Genomic DNA, 20,418 nt, shown 5'->3' on the forward strand with positions numbered 1-20,418 from the left:
TTTATAGGCGTAAAGGTTATTTCCTTTACTTTCCAGATTTTATGTCAGCTAACCATTCAACTTGTTGTTTAGATAATTGAATATCTTTCAACAAATCTGGTCTTCTCTCAAATGTTCGTCTCAATGATTCTTTTTGACGCCATTCATCGATTAATTTATGATTCCCATTTGTTAGAACTTCAGGAACTTTCATCCCTCTAAAATCAGCTGGCCGTGTATATTGCGGATATTCTAACAAGCCGTTTGAAAATGAATCTCCGGGAGCAGATTCTTTATTGCCTAAAACTTCAGGTAACAATCGAACAGTCGCATCAATCATGACCATGGCTCCTAGTTCCCCACCCGTTAAAATGTAATCACCAAGTGAAACCTCATCAGTTACAAGTTCGCGGATACGTTCATCATAGCCTTCATAGTGACCACAAATAAATGTTAGATGTTCTTCTTTCGCAAATTCTTCAGCCACATTTTGGTCAAATTTACGTCCTGCTGGATCTAAAAGGATAACTTTACCTTTTGTGTCAGATTCCTTTTGAACAGCTTCTAAAGTGTCAAAAACTGGCTGTGCTTGTAATAACATACCTGCACCACCACCATATGGGTAATCGTCCACATGATTTTGTTTATCAGTTGTAAAATCTCTAAAATTAGTAATTTTTAAATCAAGAACGTCCTTATCAATTGCCTTACCAACAATTGATTGTTTCATGGGACCATCAAACATTTCTGGAAATAAACTCAAAACATCAATTTTCATATTTAGTCGTCCAATCCTTCTAAAAGTTCAACCGTTACAATATTGTTATCAATATCGACAGTTTTTATAACATCTTTAATAACTGGTAACAATAAATCACCCTGTCCCTGACGCTTAACAACCCAAACGTCATTAGCTCCTGGGCTTAAAATTTCATAAATAGAGCCAATTTTTTCTTCATTTTCATTTTGGACATCTAAGCCGATAATTTGATGGTAATAGTAATTACCTTCTTCTAATTCCCGAAGACCTTTATCAGCGACTTTAAGATCTAATCCTTTATACTTCTCAACCAGGTTAATATCTTGTAATCCTTCAAACGTCACGAGTTCAAAATTTTTATGATGTCTATAGGTCATAACCGTTAACGAAATAACTTGTTTTCCGCTCTTATCAAACAGATACAAGACGGTTCCCTTTTTAAAACGCTCAGAAACGAAGTCAGTTGTAGCCATAACTCTAACTTCTCCTTTGATTCCATGAGTATTGACGATTGTTCCTACTTGATAATAATCCATATTTACTCCTTTTTATTGTAAAATAAAAACTCCCAAACAAAACATTGCTGCTTCATTCAAGAGTTACTATTTTAATCTAATATGTTTAGACGCACTCGTTTCGAACTTGTTAAACGCACACCATAGATTATTGTTCTAATAGCTTGCGCAACTTGTCCGTGCTTCCCAATAATACGGCCAATATCATCTGAATTCACAGATAATTCAAAATAGACATAATGATCATCTTGTTTCTGTCCTATTTGGACATCATCAGGATTTTCAACAAGCGGTTTGACAATTGTTAAAATTAAACTTGTCACTTCTGCTTCAGTCATTTAATCGTCCTTATTTTTTAGAGAATTTAGCTTCATGGAATTTCTTCATGATGCCTGCATTTGAAAGAATGTTACGTACAGTATCTGATGGTTGTGCACCATTGTTCAACCAGTTTAAAATACTTTCTTCTTCAAGTGTTACTGTTTGTGGTTCTGTTAATGGGTTGTAAGTACCAACGTTTTCGATGAAACGGCCATCACGTGGTGAACGTGAATCAGCTACAACGACACGGTAGAACGGTCTCTTTTTAGAACCCATACGTTTTAAACGAATTTTTACTGACATTAATATACACCTCCTGATATCTACTTCAACAATAATTAATATACCAGTTATTTATCAGCTTGTAAAGGTTTTTTTCTTGACAGTTAAAATAAATTATCAAAATGTCCCTTAAGCCATACCAGTATTGGTTATTTAATGATTATTTTCTAGAGTTTTTATTTTTCTTCATACGTTTTTTCTTGTTTTTCTTGTTCTTACGAACCATAGAATTCATAGACATCTTAGCTAAGCGACCTGTTACGCCCTTGCCAAGCATCCCTTCCATACCTTCAAAATTACCGCTATTCATTTTCTTCATCATTTTCTTCATTTCGCCAAATTGCTTAATCATTCGGTTAACTTCAACAATTGGACGACCTGCACCAGCAGCAATACGTCGTCGACGACTGGGGTTCAAGATGTCTGGATTTTCGCGTTCTTTAGGTGTCATTGAGTATACTGTCGCACGCATATGGTCAATATCCTTGGGATCCATTTTAACATTCTTCATAGCTGGATTATTAGCCATCCCTGGAATCATCTTCATAATATCTTCCATAGGACCCATTTTTTGTAATTGATCCATTTGACTTAAAAAATCATTAAAATCAAATGTATTTTCTTGAAATTTTTCAGCCATTTTAGCTGATTCATTTTCATCAAAATCTTGTTGTGCTTTTTCAATCAGCGTGAGCATATCACCCATGCCTAAAATTCTTGATGCCATACGATCTGGATAGAATACGTCCAAATCAGTTAATTTTTCACCTTGTCCGATAAATTTAATTGGTTTACCCGTCACTGAACGAATTGATAACGCAGCACCACCACGAGTGTCACCATCTAATTTAGTTAAGACGACACCAGTAACATCTAATTGTTCATTAAAGCCTTTAGCAACATCTACCGCACTTTGTCCAGTCATTGAATCAACAGTCAAAAGAATTTCATTTGGGTTCGCTAAGGCCTTAATTTGAGCTAATTCGTCCATTAGCGTTTCATCAATTTGTAAACGACCAGCTGTATCAATAATAATGTAATCATTTTTATTTTCTGCAGCTTGTGCTAAACCTTGTCGAACAATTTCAACAGGGTTTACTTTTGTACCCAATTCAAAAACAGGTATTTCCAAATCTCGACCTAAAACTTGTAATTGGTCGATAGCAGCTGGACGATAAATATCGGCTGCTATCATTAAAGGTCTCGCATTTTCTTCTTTTTTTAATGTTAAAGCAAGTTTACCAGCTGTGGTTGTTTTACCAGCCCCTTGTAAACCAACCATCATAATAATTGTTGGTATTTTAGATGACTTGTTCAATGGAACAGCTGTTTCACCCATGACTTTAGTTAATTCTTCATTTACAATTTTGACGATTTGTTGTGATGACGTTAAACTCTCAAGTACTTCCGCACCAATTGCACGTTCACGAACAACCTTAACGAACTCTTTAACCACTGTAAAGTTAACATCGGCTTCAAGTAAGGCTAAGCGAATTTCACGCATAACCTCTTTTAAATCAGTTTCAGATATTTTACCTTTGCGACGGAGTTTCGTCATCGCATTTTGTAATCTTTCTGTTAATCCTTCAAATGCCATTTTTAACTACCTACCCTTACTCTTCGTCTAATTCTTCTAATTGATTAATTAGATCGGTTAATTTTTGATCCTCTTTATAAGTACTATCTGTGTATTGCTTAATTTGGTCTAATTTTTCATTACGTTGAATAAAATTATGATACAAATTCAACTTATCTTCATAATCTTCTAAAATTTTTTCTGTTCGTTTGATATTATCATAAACGGCTTGCCGACTAACATCAAAATTGTCCGCAATCTCACCAAGTGAAAAATCATCACCATAGTACATGGCCATATATTCAGCCTGTTTTTTAGTTAATAATGACTCATAAAATTCAAACAATGCATTTACTCGATTTGTTTTATCAATCGCCACTAAAAAAACTCCTTCGTTTTTGTTTCATTCAGTCCTACTTAGAAGGGTACCGATTTTAGCCCTAAACGTCAATAGCAAAAAGAAGTCCGATTAGTTTAATCTGACTTCTAAGATTATTCTTCTGTTGATTCAGGTTGTTCTTGAATAAGTCCTTTAAACAAACCATAAATGAAATCTTCTGCATTAAAATCACGTAAGTCATCCATTTGCTCACCTAATCCAGCAAGTTTTACTGGTAAATGCATTTCATTACGAATGGCTAACACGATACCACCACGAGCAGTTCCATCTAGCTTAGTTAATACAATACCACTCACATCAGTTGTTTCTTTAAATTGTTTAGCTTGGATTAAAGCATTTTGACCCATTGTTGCATCCAAAACAAGTAAAACTTCATGAGGTGCATCTGGAATTTCTCGAGAAATGATTCGTTTAATTTTATCTAATTCATTCATCAAGTTAACTTTATTCTGCAAACGACCAGCTGTATCAACTAGTAAAATATCGTAATCTTCTTCTTTGGCACGTTTTACCGCGTCAAAAATAACAGAGGCTGGATCACTTTTTTCTGGTCCACGAACGATATCGACATCAACACGACGGCTCCATTCAGCAAGTTGTTCTATTGCACCCGCTCTAAATGTATCTCCAGCAGCTAAGAGTACTTTTTTGCCTTCTTCATGATAACGGTGTGCTAGTTTCCCAATAGTTGTTGTTTTACCAACGCCATTAACACCAACAAATAAAATAACAGTTGGACCTGATTCAGCTTGCGCAATAGAATTATCTTCGTCTTTACCCTCTGATTCATACAAATCTACCAATTTTTCAATAATTGCTGCAGAAACAGCATCTGGATTGCTTACATTTCTTAATTTAACTTCTTCTTGTAACTCACGGCTAATTTTCATAGCCGTTTCAAATCCAACATCAGCTTCAATTAAAGTTTCTTCTAACTCTTCAAAAAAATCTTCATCGACTGTTCTAAAATTAGCAAACAGTGAGTTTAAGCGTTGTCCAAAGGTTTTTCTTGATTTTTCAAGGCCTTTATCATATTTTTCTTGTTCAGATGATTCTGGTTCTTCACCTGTAAAAGCTTGCTTAATTCTACTAAATATTCCCATCTGTAGCGCCTCCTAATCTTTTATTAGTATATCAAACCGTTTTGTCTAATGATACCGAAACCATTTTAGAGATACCAGACTCTTGCATTGTAACACCATACAAAATATTAGCTTCAACCATTGTTCCATTTCGATGCGTTATCACAATAAATTGCGTTTCTTGATGAAATGATTTTAGATAACTAGCAAATCGAGCTACATTTGCATCGTCAAGCGCAGCTTCTGCTTCATCCAAGATACAAAAAGGAACTGGTTTTACTCTTAAAATAGCAAATAGTAGCGTAATTGCGGTCAAAGCTTGTTCTCCGCCAGAAAGTAAACTCAAACTTTGAACTTTTTTACCAGGCGGCTGCGCTAGAATATCAATTCCAGTTGTTAAAAGATTTTCTGGATCAGTTAATTCTAATCTAGCTTTACCACCACCAAACATAACAGGGAATATCTCCTCAAATTTCTTAGAGATATCAATAAAACTAGCTTTAAATCTTTTTTCAACTTCAGTATCCATATCCATCATAGTTTTCTTTAATTGTTCATCGGCTTCTAATAAATCATTTTGTTGGTCTAATAAGAATGAGTAACGTTCATTAACTCTTTCAAATTCATCAATCGAGGCCACATTAACCTCACCAATTTCTTTTAGCCCTTTTCTCAATAATTTTTGTTGCGCCAAAATTTGTTCAAGAGGTTGCTGACTTTCTAATTTTTCAGCCTCTTCAAAAGTCTGTTGAAAATCACTAGCTAGCTTAGCTAGAAACTCATCAAGCGACTCATTAAGTTGTTGTTGTTGATTTTCAGCTTTGATTTTATCTGCAATAATATTTCTCTGCAACTCAGATAAACGAGATAAATGGCTATTTTCTTCAGTTAAAGTTTGATTAATATTAGTTCTGTTCTTTTTAAAATCAGCTAACTTTAAATCGGCTTCTTCTGCTTGCCTTTGAAATTCTTGTAATTCTTTTTGGATATCTTTTTCTTTCACCTGACTATTTTCGGTATTTCTGAGTAAGTCTTGATGTTGTTGATTTATCAATGTAGCTTTATCAACTAATTCCTGAATATCGTTATTCAGCAGCATAACATTAGCGTGTTGCTGTTTTAATTGTTCTTGGAATACTAATAAACTTTCACGATGGTTTTGTTTCTTAACTTGTTGCTGCTGTTCAAATTGATTACTATTTTTTAATTGTAAGTCAATATCAGAAATATCATTATTTGCTACTTGTATTTGTCGTGCTAATTCAATAATTTTTTGTTCATTGTCTTTAAATTTTATTTGGTTATTAATTTTATCAGTTTGATTTTTTTCAAATTCATCATATTTTTCAGTCGTTTTAAGTTCTTGCTGTTCTAAAATTAACCGACTAGTTGTTAATTTAGATTGTGTTGTTTGATATTGACTTTTTAAATCAACAACAATCAATTCAAGCGACTCGATCATTTCTTTTTGCTTTTCAACAGTCACTCTAGCTTCATTGCCACGAACTTCACGAGCCTCTAATTCTTGTTGCATTTTTTGGATACTTTCATCTAATTGTAGAATAGTTTGCTTCTGATTTAACAATCCACTGGTATGTTGCTGTTTACCACCAGTTATTGCACCACCTGCATTTATTACTTCTCCAGTCCGTGTGACAACTTTAACTCGATGATTCAAATCACGACTAACTTTAATTGCCGTATCCATATCTTCAACGATAATTGTTGTCCCTAGCAAATACTGACTAATTTCAATAAATTGAGGTTCAACTTTAATTAACTCTGACGCAATACCGATGACTCCTTCATACTTTAAGACGAAACGTTGTGCATCACCGATAGAACGTCCCTTAATAGCTGAAATAGGCAAAAATGTTGCCCGACCAAATTTATTATCCGTTAAAAATTTAATTGCATTCTTTGCAACAGACTCTTCTTGCACAACTACCTGTTGTAATTGCGCACCCAATGCTGTCTCTATTGCTTGATTAATTTCCTTTGGGACCGTAATTAATTCTGCCACTGAACCATATAAACCAGGAAACTTATTTTTTTCTTTTAAAATTGCTTTAACGCCTTGATAATAGCCGTTATAACTATTTTGCGTCAAAAGTAGATTATCCTTTTTATTTTTCGCCTGTACTAAAACGTTTGATGCTTCAAACCATCTACGTTGCTGTGCCTCGTAAGAATCGTTATTTTTTTTCAAGGCAATCTTTAATTTAGCTAATTCTTTTTCTTCATTAATTAATTTATTATCAATCAAATTAAATTCAGTTTTTTTAGTTTTAAAATCGTTTTTTGCTTGTGTTAAATACTCTTGTTCAGTAGCTAATAAGTCATCATTAACCTTAGCCTGTGAATCAAAATTTAATGTTTTTTGTAAAAACTCATTCTCACTTTGTAATCGTGTACGTTGTTGAATAGTATCATTAACAACGCGCCTTAATTCTTTTGAACGATCTTGTCCAGAAATATCCGCTGTTTCTAACGTTTTATCAATCGCTTCAATAAACATGTTCTCATCAGTAATATTTTTCTGTAAAGCTAATGACCGCTTATCTAAATTAGCTAATGACTCTTGTTTCAAAATAATTTGTTCATTCACCGATTCTTGTTCTTTTTTTAATTCTGTTATTTTTTGCTTTTCAAAATCTTTTTTTTGAGTTGATATATTACTTTGACCCATCAACCGTTCTTTATTAATTGTTAAATCTAATAGTTTGTTTTGTGTATGATCAATCATTTTTTCAATATTCTCTAGTTCTGAGCGATAACCTGCAATTTCATGTTCTTTTACAGTGACCTTAGTCTTATAATCACTATCCATTTCAAGTAACTTATCTAACGAATGTGTGACATCCCTTTTTAGTTGCGATTGCCTTTTAATTTCTTTAACCAACCGACTAAGTTCTAACTCATCAAATTGCTTTTTTTGAGATAAATAATCCTTTGCCAAACTACTTTGCTCACGTAAAGGTTCAACTTGTCCTTTAAGTTCAAAAATAATATCAGAAACCCGGTTAAGATGACCTTTTGTTTCTTCTAATTGGCGAGTGGCAATATTTTTTTCTTGTTTATATTTTAAAACACCAGCAACTTCTTCAATAATCGAACGTCTGTCTTCGGGCTTACTATTAAAAATTTCAGCAACTCTACCCTGAGAAATGATTGAAAATGACTCTTTTCCAAGACCAGTATCCATGAATAGATTGGTTATATCTTTAAGACGACACTGCTTTTGATTAATTAAAAACTCGCTGACACCATCTCTAAATAATCGTCTTGTAACGGTTATTTTTTCAGGATTATCTTGAATATAAAAATCAGAATTATCAAAAATAATACTAACTTCAGCACGATTAACTGCTGATCTGTTCCCTGAACCAGCAAATATAACGTCAGGCATTTTATTTCCACGTAAATTTTTGGCTGATTGTTCACCAAGTACCCAGCGAATTGCTTCAATAATATTACTTTTACCGCTACCGTTAGGACCGACAATACCAGTCATCCCGTCTTTAAATTCAATTGTTGTTTTGTCTGCAAATGATTTAAAACCATTAATGACTAAAGACTCTAATTTCATCCGTCACTAACCCCCTGAACATTTTTACTTTCTGAGTAATCCTAATGCATTACTTGCTGCTTGTTGTTCTGCAACTTTTTTAGAATGTCCTGCCCCTTGTCCAATGATTTTGCCATCAGCACTGACAGACATAACATATTGTCTGTCATGCTCTGGACCAAGGTCATCAACAACATCATAGGTAATGACAACATCACCATCTTTTTGTAAAAACTCTTGTAGCGACGTTTTATAATCCATAACATGGTCAAACCAGCCTAAGTCTAATTTTGGAAAAATAACTTTCCTGATAAATGTTTCAACAGCTAATTTACCTTGATCTTGATAAAGCGCTCCTACAAAAGATTCAAAAATATCACATAATAACGCAGGTCTTTGACGTGCATTTGATTTTTCTTCACCTTTACCTAAACGAATAAATTCATCAAATCGGCATTCTTTAGCAAATGCGCTGAAACTCTCTTCACATACCATTGCAGCTCTTAGACGCGTTAATTTCCCTTGTGGCAGCATTGTATACCGCTGATATAAATATTCTGAAACTGTTAATTGTAAAACAGCGTCTCCTAAAAATTCAATTCGTTCATAAAATTTTAAATTTTCTTTGGGATGTTCATTTACATATGATGCCTGTGTGAATGCTTCATCTAATAAATCCGTATTCACAAATTTAATATTAAAATCTTCTGCTAACATTTCATTTAAACCTTTAATCATTATTATCCTCCGTTATTATCATTATTGCTCTTACAATTATACCTGTTTTAATCACTAAAAGGTACTCCATACAAAAAAAGCGCTGACAAATATCATTGTCTAACGCTTTTAATGAACGATTTAATATACGTGTTGAATTATTATTTTTGGTTAGCTTTAATAAAAGTGACAACGTCTCCGACAGTTGTTAAACTTTCTGCATCTTCATCAGAAATTTCTGCACCAAATGTATCTTCAAGTTCTAAAACGAACTCAACAACATCAATTGAATCTGCATCTAAATCCTTTTTAAAATCTAAGTCATTCGTAATTTTTTCTACTGGCAAATCAAAATGTTCGTCTATAATTTTAACAATTTTTCCAAAAATTTCTTCTTCTGTCATTCCAATAGCCTCCTTTTGAATCATGACGTAATTTTAACCATTTTTCAGAGAAATGTCTAGTTAATTTTATTTTCACTAGTTTCCTTTTCAAAATAGTTAACAATATTAGGTACTACATCTGTATTAACCATATCATTGATTTGGTTAATTGTGTAATAAACAACTTCAGCCTTACTTGATCCATGTGATTTTACAACTGGTGCTTTAATACCTAGTAAAACCGCACCGCCATACTTAGGTGAATCCATTTTATTCTTCAATTGTTTTAAACTTGGTTTCAGTAAAAGTGCACCAATTTTAGCACGCAAGCCACCACTCATAATGGCACTTCTGAGTAATGAAAACATTCCTAAAGCTGTCCCTTCAACGGATTTTAAAACAGCATTACCTGTAAATCCGTCAGAAACAACAATATCAGCTTTACCAGAAAGCAAATCATTAGATTCAATATTACCCACAAAATTTAATTCGGTATCGTTTTGTAATAATTGGTACGCTTCTTGCGTCACTTTGTTGCCTTTATGTGGTTCTGTCCCATTATTTAATAAACCAATTTTAGGATTACTAATATGGCGAACATTTTTAGCGTAATAGTTACCTAAGACAGCATATTGATGCAAGTGTTCAGGTTTACTATCCGCATTGGCTCCAGCATCTAATAAATTTACAGTATTATCACTAGAAATAACTGGCAATGTTGCTAATAAACCAGGTCGTGGAATACCCTTAATACGGCCAATTATAAACAAACCAGCAGCAAGTAGTGCCCCTGTATTACCGCATGAAAATACGGCATCATTCTCACCATCTTTAACAGATTGAGCTGCTAAGACCATTGATGCTTTTTTCTTTGAACGAATTGCCTTAACTGGTTCATCATTCCCATCAATTTCCTCATCCGTGTGAACAATTGTGATATTTTTATCATCTTTTAAGAATTCACGAATTCTTTTTTCATCTCCGTACAACGTAAATTGAATGGTGCTATCTTCGTCTCTAGCACGTTCAACGCCCTCGACGATTGATTGCGGTGCAAAATCGCCGCCCATTGCATCAACTGCTAACTTCATAATTATATTCTCCTAACTTATTTAATCGAATTTTAAATCTGTATTTTGATGGTTTTTTAAATAATCGTTTAGTGGTTTAAATTCAGGATTACTTTCAAAGTCATCTCTAAAAACTATTTCGTGCGCTTCTTGTTGGGCCACTTGTAATGCATTGATATCACCTATGGGATCACCGATTTTAAAATCAGGTATTCCAGATTGCTTACGGCCTAATACATCGCCAGCACCTCGCAACTCTAAATCTTTTTGCGAAATGACGAAACCGTCTGTTGTCTCTGTCATAATTTGCATGCGCTGTCTTCCAAAATCATTTTTAGGATCAGCAATTAAAATACAATAAGATGCTTTCTTACCACGGCCAACCCGACCTCGTAATTGATGTAATTGCGCTAACCCAAACCGTTCAGCATTATGAATCATCATCACAGTAGCATTAGGTACATCAACGCCGACTTCGATAACCGTTGTTGAAACCAATATTTGATATTTATTGGCCTTAAAATCGGCCATAATCTGATCCTTTTCATCATTCTTCATTTTGCCATGCAGTAATCCAACTTTATATTTTGGCTCAAATATTTCTTTCATATTTTCGTATAAAGCTAATGCATTTTTTAAATCTAGTGTTTCAGATTCATCAATTAGTGGTGTAATAATATAAGCTTGTGAGCCTTGAATCAACTGTTCTTTAATGAGATCGATTCCTTTACCTACTTGAGAACTCTTTAACCAAGATGTCGAAATAGGTTGGCGTCCTGCAGGTAGTTCATTAATCGTAGAAACATCCATTTCGCCATAAGCAGTGATTGCTAGCGTCCTAGGGATTGGCGTGGCCGTCATTGCTAAAACGTCCGGTTCAGCCCCCTTCTCTCTTAAAATGCGACGTTGATTCACACCAAATCGGTGTTGCTCATCAGTAATAACTAATCCAACGCGACTGAATGACACATCAGGTTGAATAATCGCATGTGTTCCAATAATTAAATTAACCTCACCTGATTCAAGATGTGCTAATAGTTCACGTCTAGCTTTAACTTTCATTGACCCAGTTAAAAGTGCAACATTAACTGGGAAATCTGCGAATAAGGTAGCCATGTTATTGGCATGTTGTTCAGCTAATATTTCTGTTGGCGCCATTAAAACGGCTTGATAGCCCGCCGTAATAGCCGCGTACATCACAATTGCTGCAACAATTGTTTTACCTGATCCAACATCACCTTGAAGTAATCGATTCATATGGATTGGTTGTTTCATGTCTGAACAAATTTCATTAACGACTCTTTTTTGAGCTGCCGTTAATTCAAATGGTAACGTCTGAATGAATTTTTTCAATTCATTATTTTGATAGTTAATTTTAATACCATCATTTTTAGTATCATTTCTTTTAATATACTGTAATTTCAATTGAAATAAAAAGAACTCTTCAAAAATAGCCGTCCGTTTGGCATCATGAAAATCTTTTTCATCCTGTGGAAAGTGAATATCATGTAACATCGTCTTACAATCAATTAAACGATACTTTTTAATCAGGTCATTTGGTAATATTGAATCAATTTGATTCGCATATTGCTCAAATGCTTGTGTAATTAACTGTCGAATTGCCGATTGATGAATATCTTTGGAAGAACGATATATCGCTGATAACCTATCATCATTTTGCTTCGTCAATAACTTCATCCCAGATAAACTTTTTCTTTTATCATCCCATTTACCATACACAGCTACTTCTTTACCAATCTCAAATTGTTTTTGCAAAAAAGGCTGATTAAAAAAACTAACGGTTATATTATCACTATCAATTAGTAATCTAACGTTTAACAGATTTCTTTTCTGACCAAACCGAATTAAAACTGGTTCAGAAGAGACAATTCCTTTTAGAGTTACTTTTTCTTGATCAGTAATTTCAGATAATTTTTTTGCTTTTAAATCGTCATAACGATACGGATAAAATGTTAATAAATCTATGATTGTATTAATTCCTAATTGATTAAGTGCAGTCAATTTTTTAGGCCCAACACCAGTTAAAACACTAACTGAATCATTCAATGATGACATTATGATACCTCACTTTCTACGGAATATAAAAAGCAGGAGAGAACATAGTCTCATCCCACCTTTACTTTTTACTATTTATTCAACTGAAATTAGGTATGGATAGACCGGTTGGTCTCCTTCGTGAATTTCGACTTCTAAATCTTCATCAATTTCATAAATGGCTTCTTCGATTTCTTTAGCTTCGTCCTCAGAACCGTCTTCACCCACAATAATTGTGATAATTTCGCTGTCTTCATCCAACATTTCTTTAGTCATTTCAATTGCAACTTTTTTACGATCATTATCGGTTACTTTGATGCTACCATCAATAATACCCATATAATTATCTTTTTTAATCTCAATACCTTCAATTGTTGTATCTCTAACTGCAATTGTTACTTGACCAGAAGTTACTGTATCCAAGTTTTCAATCATAGCATCTTTGTTTTCTTCTAATGTACTATCAATATTAAAACCAAGCATTGCTGTCATTCCTTGAGCGATTGTACGACTTGGTACAACAACTGTTGGAACTGTTGAAACTTCAACAGCTTGTTCAGCAGCTAAGAAAATATTTTTATTATTAGGTAAAATAATCACATTTTTAGCTTTAGTTGCTTCAATTGCCTTAACAATATCTTCCGTACTTGGATTCATTGTTTGACCACCACTTAAAATATAAGAAACGCCTAAACTTTTGAAAAGTGTCGCAACACCAGAACCAGATGAAATTGAAATAACTGCAATTTCGCTAGGTACTGCAGTTTCACTTGTTTCTTCAGTCTCTTCTTCATCATTTTCCAAAATTGTCTCATGTTGTTGACGCATATTATCAACCTTAACTTTGATTAATGAACCATAATGTTGACCATAAGTCATCACTTCACCAGGATTTTCTGTATGTACGTGAACTTTAACAACTTCATCATCGGCCACAACAAGAAGAGAATCACCAATTTCACTTAAATGATTTCTAAATTCATCATAATCAAATTTACGATCAACTAAACGACCAGCACCCAATTTAAGCATGATTTCTGTACAATAACCAAATTTAATATCTTCAGTACTTAATTTACTTTGAACACTCTGATGGTGACTGGCATTAACCATTTCATCCATTTCTTTTTCATTTGGTTTGTATTCTTCACTAATTGTTTCCTTACCAGTTAAGGCATCAAAGAAACCTTCATAAACAAATGTTAATCCTTGACCACCTGAATCAACAACACCAACCTCTTTTAAAACAGGTAATAAATCCGGTGTTGTTGCTAATGCTTTTTTAGCAGCTACATAAGTTGCTTCCATAACGACGATAACATCATCGCTCTCAGAGGCAGCTTTATTTGCAGCCTTAGCGGCTTCTCTTGCAACTGTTAAAATAGTTCCTTCAGTTGGTTTCATAACGGCTTTATACGCGACTTCTACGCCACCTGTCAAAGCATCTGACAAATCAGTAGCAGTTAAAACCTCTTTAGCTTGGATCCGTTTATAAAAGCCTCTAAAAATTTGTGATAAAATAACGCCTGAGTTGCCTCGAGCACCCATCAGTAAACCTTTAGCTAAAATCGAAGATAGTTCACCAACATGTTCAGAAGGTGAATCTTGAACATACTTTGCCCCACTTGCGAACGAAAGGTTCATATTTGTACCTGTATCACCATCTGGCACTGGAAATACATTCAATGAATTAATAAATTCGGCATTTTTAGCCAATCGTTGTGAGCTAATTTGGACCATTTTTCTAAATTCTTGGTCCGTAATTTTCGTAACAGTCACTTCTTTTTCCTCCTTGGTCACTACTAAAATAGCTAGTTACTAATCGCCTAGTACGCGAACGCCTTGTACTAACACGTTAACTGAATTAGCAGATACACCTAGCATTGTTTCTAAATTATACTTCACTTTTTCTTGAACATTACGACAAACTTCAGATATTTTTGTGCCATAGCCAACAATAATGTAGACATCAATAGCAACACCATTATCTTCCTGGCGAACAACAACACCTCTAGAATAATTATCTCTTCTTAAAATTTCATTCACATTGTCACGAATTTGGTTTTTACTTGCCATTCCGACAATCCCAAAAATTTCAGTTGCGGCACCGCCGACAACTGTCGCAATAACTTCATTATCAATATCAATCGTACCGAATTGCGTTTTGATCTTAACAGCCATAAGAATAGCCTCCTTATATTTTCACACAATCAATAAGAGTATTTTATCATAGGATATGGTAGAATAAAAGAAAAATAGCATCTAAGAAAATTCTATTCCCCTACCTTCGGGAATTTCAAGCTGTCAAGCAAATTTACTTGAAAGAAAAGTATTGCATTATATGGCTAAATATGATATTTTTGTTTAGGTAAGTAAGCATAGCTTTGCTTTTTAAGTGAATTGCAGAGGAGGATATGAATATGGCAAAAGATTTTATTACAGGACGTAAGACTACTTTCGGTAAGAAACGTTCTCATGCATTGAACCAAACAAACCGTAGCTGGAAACCTAATTTACAAAAAGTTCGCATCTTAGTTGATGGTAAACCTAAAAGAGTTTATGTATCTGCTCGCGCTTTAAAGTCAGGTAAAGTTACCCGTGTTTAATTCAATTTAAAAAGACTCAGCATTTATGCTAAGTCTTTTTTTTTGCTCTATTTTTCGTCATCACGACTTTGAATCACAATAATAATACCAGATTCAAAACTAAACTCACCTGTATCCCCCATAAATTCATTACTTGCTAATGAAATCGGGTTCACAAAATTAATTTGATTCAATGTATACTTCTCATCTATTAAACTCAATTTTTTAACTGGTGACAGTGGAATAAATGCAAGATATTTTTTATCATCTTCTTTTATTAACTGATACTTACCAGATTTAAAGAATCGAATTGAATTTTGTTTATCAACTAAACAAATTTTTTCAAACATTGTATTAAATGGCTCTCTAAAAATAAAAAACAAATTAGCCAATAAATGATCAATTCGACCACCTGTAGCGCCATAAATCGTCACTGAATCAAACTCAAATTCAGATATGGCTTCTCTCAAAGCAAATTCAGTATCTGTATCATCTTTTTCAGGATTAGCTATTTTAATTTTTTTACTATGATTAGATACTAAATTAAATTCACTTTCAGTCATTGAATCGAAATCACCAATCGATAGCTCAGGTGTAATACCTAGTTTTATTAATCGCAATGCACCTCTGTCAACACCAATCCACGGTCCACGAACGTTACCATCCACTAATTCCTTAGGCCACTGTTCCTTAGGTCCACCGACTAAGATATTGAGTTTCATTTGGTTGCTTCTCTTAACTTATTAATTTGTTCAGTTGGATTATCACTATTGTAGATGTATGAACCAGCTACTGCGACTGTTGCACCACTATCAAGACATTCCTTAATCGTTTGATCATTAACACCACCATCAACTTCAATATCAAAATCATAATTTTGAACTTGTTTGATACGGTCTAATTGGTCAATTTTACGTTTCATTTCTGGAATAAATGATTGTCCCCCAAATCCAGGGTTAACAGTCATCACTAATACTTGATCAACAAGTGGCAAAATTTGTTTAATTGTCTCTAGGGATGTTCCTGGGTTAATAACCACTTCAGCTTTCACACCTAATTTTTTAATATGTTGAATAACACCAAAAATATGGGGAGTTGATTCAACATGAACCCCAATAATATCAGCACCTGCCGCAGCAAATTCTTCAATATAAGATTCTGGATTTTCTACCATCAAATGACAATCCAAAACCATTTTTGTTAATGGTCTAATTGCTTCAACGACGTTTGCACCAAAAGTTAAATTAGGCACAAAATGGCCATCCATAATATCAATATGTAAATATTCTGCACCAGCTTGATCAACAACTTTAATATCCTTTTCCAAGTTTGCAAAATTAGCGCTTAAAATAGAAGGTGATAATTTCATTTTGGTCATCTCATTTCTTATAGTTTGGTTTTTGATCAACAATTAATTGATTAAATTGTAAATAATTTTTGTACCGACTCTGTAATAAATTACCTTGTTCAAGTGCTGCTTTAACTGCACATTTAGGCTCCTTAATATGCAAACAACCTCTAAATTTACAGCCAACAGATAGTTCATTTAATTCTGGAAATAACTTTGGTAACTCTTCTTTTGACATATCAAATAAATCAAAAGAAGAAAATCCAGGTGTATCAGCAATTAGCCCACCTGCAATAGGCATTAATGTTACCTTACGAGTAGTATGTTTACCACGATGTAAGGCTTTTGATATCTCAGCCGTCTGCAACTCCAACTCTGGCATAATTTTATTTAGTAATGTTGATTTTCCTGCACCAGTCTGACCCATTACGACTGCAATTTTACCCGGAAAGGTATCTTGTAATTCTTTAACCACAACATCTTCATTTTTACCAAATGGAAAAAATGTTGGATAGATTTGACTATAAGCTTCAATAATACTGCTTATTTCAACTACTTTCTCTTCAGGAATTAAATCGCCCTTTGAAAAGTATAAGACTGGCTTAACATGATGCGATTCTAGCATAATTAATTGTCTATCTAATAGATTGCTTGAAAATGCTGGTTCAACACATGACGTTACAACAATTGCTTCATCAATATTAGCTACTGGTGGTCGAATTAAGCTGTTTTCTCGATCATGAATATTAAGAATATAGCCTTCTTTTTTATTTTCAGCTTTGAAGTCAACCCAATCGCCAACTAGTGGTGCCTGGTTAGAATTTCTAAAATTACCTCGAGCCCTTGTTCGATAAGTTTCGCCTTCGACATCAACGTCGTAAAAGCCACTTAATGATTGTCTAATCTGACCTGTTACCAATAAATTAACCTCCTTTAACTGGACTCATGTAACCGTTTTATATGATTAATTAAAAAATAGATTAGAAGTTTACCCTCTAATCTAATTTTACCACATCTTTTATTTAATTTTTAGTTACATTATCATTTTCCGCAATTACTTCACCATCACGCAAAATTTTATATTTTCCTGCTTTTCCAGAATCTAAAACAAATGATAATTTAAAATCAGTATCTTTTGTAATTGTTTTCCGTTCATAAATATCATCAATGTTATGTGTTTTGTCTTCAATATAAATTTCAATAGCATTTTCATCTGCTTTTGATTCTGAAGAACTTGAACTAGAGCTGGAACTATCATCTGACGACGAGTCTTTGTCCTCATCCGTATCTTTTTCTTCATCAACTGAACTTGAACTTTCTGACACAATTGATTTGAATGGAACAGATATAGTCCTGGTAAATTCATCAGTTGTGACTTTTTTTCCTTTAGAAATAACAACTGATAATCGATCACCTTTAGAAAAAGAGCTTCCTTCTGCTGGTGATTGTTTAATAACTTGACCTTTGTCAACTGAATCTGAGTAGGCCTCGCTAATTGTCAGATTACCACCTAATTCGCTTGTATAATCCTGAACACTTTTTCTTGTATATCCTGTTAAATCTCTAAGTGTATACACTTTAGGACCTGAACTAACTGTCAATGTAATCACTGTATCACTCGGAACTACCTTATCACCCGCTGTGACATCTTGCGCCATAATTTCATTTTCAGTCACAGATTCTGACTCTTCCGTTTCTTTTTCAACTTTAAAGCCATCATTTTCTAACGTTGTTTTAACATCCTCATAATTACTACCAACGTAATTCTCGATTGTTATCTTAGCTTTTCCCTTTGATACCATTACATCAACCTGATTTTTTTCTCGAATTATTTCATTCTTCTTAGGTGTTGAATTAATGATATTACCACTATCAACGGTTTCACTATTTGTTCGAGTAATTTTACCAAGTTTCAAATTTTTGTCTGCTAAATTTGATTTTGCTTCACTAACTGTCATTCCGCTTAAATCAGGGACCTTAACTTCTTTTGGTGAACTCATTGCAAGAATCGCACCACCCAGAATAAGAGCGACAAAAGCAAAAATGATTGCGCCGATAGTCCATTTTTTACGACGACTCATTTTCTTTTTCGTATCTTTTTTTACATCTGGTTCCTGATTCGGACTAAGTGTTTCTACAGTCTGCTTATCAAATACCGGCAATACTTTAGTTTCACCACTGATAACCTCTTCAGGCTGCCACTTTGCCACATTTTTTTTAGCCAAAGATTCTCGCAAAGCAATTGACATTTCTCCAGCAGATTGGAACCTATCTCGCGGTACTTTACTTGTTGCTTGTAAAACAACATTTTCAAGAGACTGCGGAATATTAGGATCAAATTCCCGAACAGATGGCACATCACTTTGAAAATGTTTTAGGGCAATTGAAACAGCTGTTTCACCTTCAAAAGGAACTCGCCCAGTTAACATTTCATACAAAATAATACCAAGCGAATAGATATCAGATTGTTTTGTTGCCATGCTACCTCTAGCCTGTTCTGGCGAAAGATAATGAACAGAACCCAATAAAGTATTAGTTTGTGTTAACGAATGATCAGCCAATGCCACAGCAATACCAAAATCTGTAATTTTAGCATTACCATCTGCATCTATTAAAATATTTTGTGGTTTTAAATCACGATGAATAATACTGTGATCATGTGCTACTTCTACAGCTGATAAAATTTGAGTCATAATATCAATCACAACTTGATATGGAATTGGGAACCTTTTTGCTATATATGTTTTTAAATCATGTCCCGGCACATATTCCATGACCATAAATTGCAGTCCGTCTACTTCACCGACATCATAAACATTCACAATATTTGGATGAACCAATTCAGTTGTTGCCAATGCCTCACGTTTAAAACGTCTAACAGTATCTTGATCATCCCTTAAATCGACTCGCAATACTTTAACAGCTACTGGTCGATCCAAAATTAAATCAGTCGCAAGATAGACATTTGCCATGCCACCTTCGCCTAATGAATTTATTATTTTATAACGTTCATTAAAAATTGTATCAGGTTTCATTACACTATCCCCCGATCATTGCTAACCAGGAGTGCGGTAATGTTATCTAATCCGCCTGCCTTATTGGCCAATCTAATTAATTCCGAGCCTTTTTCTTCAACAGTTGTAGTATTTTTTAAGACCGTCTTGATTTCATCATCAGAGACCATATTAGTTAAGCCATCTGTGCATAATAATAATAAATCACCCGACTCAGAATCATTAACCGCAATATCAGCATCAGCATCTGACGAGATACCTAAACTTCTTGTAATCATATTCTTTTGCGGATAATTTTTAGCATCTTCTACGGTTAGTTCGCCACGCTTAATTAATTCATTCACTACTGAATGATCTTCAGTTAATTGATAAAGTTCTTTGTCACGTAATAAGTATCCTCGGCTATCACCAATATTGGCAACAATATATTTTTCTTCAAAGAATATGGCACATACCATTGTTGTGCCCATACCTGAAAGATCTTCATATTGATTAGACTTTTCAATAATTTGTTTATTTTCCATCTCTACTTCTTTGGTTATCCATTTAATTGCATCACTGGGCTGGCTAAAATTAGTTCCTTCAAATCGAAATCCCATGTGTGAAACGGCCATTTCTGAAGCAACATCTCCGCCCAAATGACCACCGATACCATCTGCAACCATCACAAAAGAAATACCACTTTTATTGTGAAAGACACCGACGTAATCTTCATTATTTTCTCTGACACTACCTACATCTGTTTGATAGGCAACTTTCATTC

Annotated in this window: 20 protein-coding genes; 1 reads left to right on the forward strand and 19 read right to left on the reverse strand. The window is 34.0% G+C overall.

The features are described from left to right. Positions 1–25: 25 nt before the first annotated feature. The 14 genes from trmD to AC1RPU_RS02825 all read right to left on the reverse strand — a co-directional run bounded on the left by trmD (position 26) and on the right by AC1RPU_RS02825 (position 14,889). Positions 26–757: a tRNA (guanosine(37)-N1)-methyltransferase TrmD gene (trmD, locus tag AC1RPU_RS02760; RefSeq protein WP_481761269.1), complete on the reverse strand. Its 732-nt coding sequence runs from the start codon at positions 755–757 to the stop codon at positions 26–28. Positions 758–759: 2 nt separating this feature from the next. Next, positions 760–1,275, reverse strand: coding sequence for a ribosome maturation factor RimM (gene rimM, locus AC1RPU_RS02765; protein WP_481761268.1), 516 nt, complete (start codon positions 1,273–1,275; stop codon positions 760–762). 71 nt (positions 1,276–1,346) lie between these two features. Then, positions 1,347–1,592 (reverse strand): KH domain-containing protein, encoded by a 246-nt coding sequence (locus AC1RPU_RS02770; protein WP_409022598.1) that lies wholly within the window; start codon positions 1,590–1,592, stop codon positions 1,347–1,349. 10 nt (positions 1,593–1,602) lie between these two features. Next, on the reverse strand, positions 1,603–1,878 hold the full coding sequence (rpsP, locus tag AC1RPU_RS02775; protein ID WP_409022599.1) for a 30S ribosomal protein S16: 276 nt from the start codon (positions 1,876–1,878) through the stop codon (positions 1,603–1,605). A gap of 139 nt (positions 1,879–2,017) precedes the next feature. Then, positions 2,018–3,454, reverse strand: a complete 1,437-nt coding sequence (gene ffh, locus AC1RPU_RS02780; protein ID WP_481761267.1) for a signal recognition particle protein — start codon at positions 3,452–3,454, stop codon at positions 2,018–2,020. 16 nt (positions 3,455–3,470) lie between these two features. After that, the gene (locus AC1RPU_RS02785; RefSeq protein WP_409022601.1) at positions 3,471–3,812 is read right to left on the reverse strand and encodes a putative DNA-binding protein; all 342 of its coding nucleotides are present in this window, start codon (positions 3,810–3,812) and stop codon (positions 3,471–3,473) included. A 113-nt stretch (positions 3,813–3,925) separates the two neighbouring features. After that, the gene (ftsY, locus tag AC1RPU_RS02790) at positions 3,926–4,936 is read right to left on the reverse strand and encodes a signal recognition particle-docking protein FtsY (RefSeq protein ID WP_481761266.1); all 1,011 of its coding nucleotides are present in this window, start codon (positions 4,934–4,936) and stop codon (positions 3,926–3,928) included. A gap of 31 nt (positions 4,937–4,967) precedes the next feature. After that, positions 4,968–8,504, reverse strand: a complete 3,537-nt coding sequence (smc, locus tag AC1RPU_RS02795) for a chromosome segregation protein SMC (RefSeq protein ID WP_481761265.1) — start codon at positions 8,502–8,504, stop codon at positions 4,968–4,970. A 24-nt stretch (positions 8,505–8,528) separates the two neighbouring features. Next, a complete protein-coding gene (rnc, locus tag AC1RPU_RS02800) occupies positions 8,529–9,221 on the reverse strand; it encodes a ribonuclease III (protein WP_481761264.1) in 693 nt (230 codons plus the stop codon). 140 nt (positions 9,222–9,361) lie between these two features. Beyond that, entirely contained in the window at positions 9,362–9,604 is a 243-nt protein-coding gene (gene acpP, locus AC1RPU_RS02805; protein WP_409022605.1) for an acyl carrier protein, read from the reverse strand. 56 nt (positions 9,605–9,660) lie between these two features. Continuing rightward, positions 9,661–10,674, reverse strand: coding sequence for a phosphate acyltransferase PlsX (plsX, locus tag AC1RPU_RS02810; RefSeq protein ID WP_481761263.1), 1,014 nt, complete (start codon positions 10,672–10,674; stop codon positions 9,661–9,663). 21 nt (positions 10,675–10,695) lie between these two features. After that, positions 10,696–12,732 (reverse strand): ATP-dependent DNA helicase RecG, encoded by a 2,037-nt coding sequence (gene recG, locus AC1RPU_RS02815; RefSeq protein ID WP_481761404.1) that lies wholly within the window; start codon positions 12,730–12,732, stop codon positions 10,696–10,698. Between the two features lie 72 nt (positions 12,733–12,804). Beyond that, complete coding sequence (locus tag AC1RPU_RS02820; RefSeq protein ID WP_481761262.1) at positions 12,805–14,487, reverse strand: DAK2 domain-containing protein; 1,683 nt, start codon at positions 14,485–14,487, stop codon at positions 12,805–12,807. 39 nt (positions 14,488–14,526) lie between these two features. After that, positions 14,527–14,889, reverse strand: coding sequence for an Asp23/Gls24 family envelope stress response protein (locus AC1RPU_RS02825; RefSeq protein WP_057973455.1), 363 nt, complete (start codon positions 14,887–14,889; stop codon positions 14,527–14,529). 239 nt (positions 14,890–15,128) lie between these two features. Here AC1RPU_RS02825 and rpmB point away from each other — a divergent pair, with 239 nt between their 5' ends. Beyond that, a complete protein-coding gene (rpmB, locus tag AC1RPU_RS02830) occupies positions 15,129–15,314 on the forward strand; it encodes a 50S ribosomal protein L28 (RefSeq protein WP_057973454.1) in 186 nt (61 codons plus the stop codon). Positions 15,315–15,361: 47 nt separating this feature from the next. On the opposite strand, the gene AC1RPU_RS02835 is transcribed toward rpmB, so the two are convergent. The 5 genes from AC1RPU_RS02835 to AC1RPU_RS02855 form a co-directional block, all read right to left on the reverse strand. After that, positions 15,362–16,015, reverse strand: coding sequence for a thiamine diphosphokinase (locus AC1RPU_RS02835; protein ID WP_481761261.1), 654 nt, complete (start codon positions 16,013–16,015; stop codon positions 15,362–15,364). Then, positions 16,012–16,662: a ribulose-phosphate 3-epimerase gene (gene rpe / locus AC1RPU_RS02840; RefSeq protein WP_409022609.1), complete on the reverse strand. Its 651-nt coding sequence runs from the start codon at positions 16,660–16,662 to the stop codon at positions 16,012–16,014. Before rpe ends, AC1RPU_RS02835 begins: the two co-directional genes overlap by 4 nt. Before the next feature lie 10 nt (positions 16,663–16,672). Continuing rightward, on the reverse strand, positions 16,673–17,560 hold the full coding sequence (gene rsgA / locus AC1RPU_RS02845) for a ribosome small subunit-dependent GTPase A (RefSeq protein ID WP_481761260.1): 888 nt from the start codon (positions 17,558–17,560) through the stop codon (positions 16,673–16,675). A 103-nt stretch (positions 17,561–17,663) separates the two neighbouring features. Then, complete coding sequence (pknB, locus tag AC1RPU_RS02850; RefSeq protein WP_481761259.1) at positions 17,664–19,676, reverse strand: Stk1 family PASTA domain-containing Ser/Thr kinase; 2,013 nt, start codon at positions 19,674–19,676, stop codon at positions 17,664–17,666. After that, positions 19,676–20,416, reverse strand: coding sequence for a Stp1/IreP family PP2C-type Ser/Thr phosphatase (locus AC1RPU_RS02855; RefSeq protein WP_481761258.1), 741 nt, complete (start codon positions 20,414–20,416; stop codon positions 19,676–19,678). The genes pknB and AC1RPU_RS02855 overlap by 1 nt, the downstream gene beginning before the upstream one ends. Between the last annotated feature and the right edge of the window lie 2 nt (positions 20,417–20,418).

Source organism: Dellaglioa sp. CoH-55-MRSF-7, from assembly GCF_056782235.1.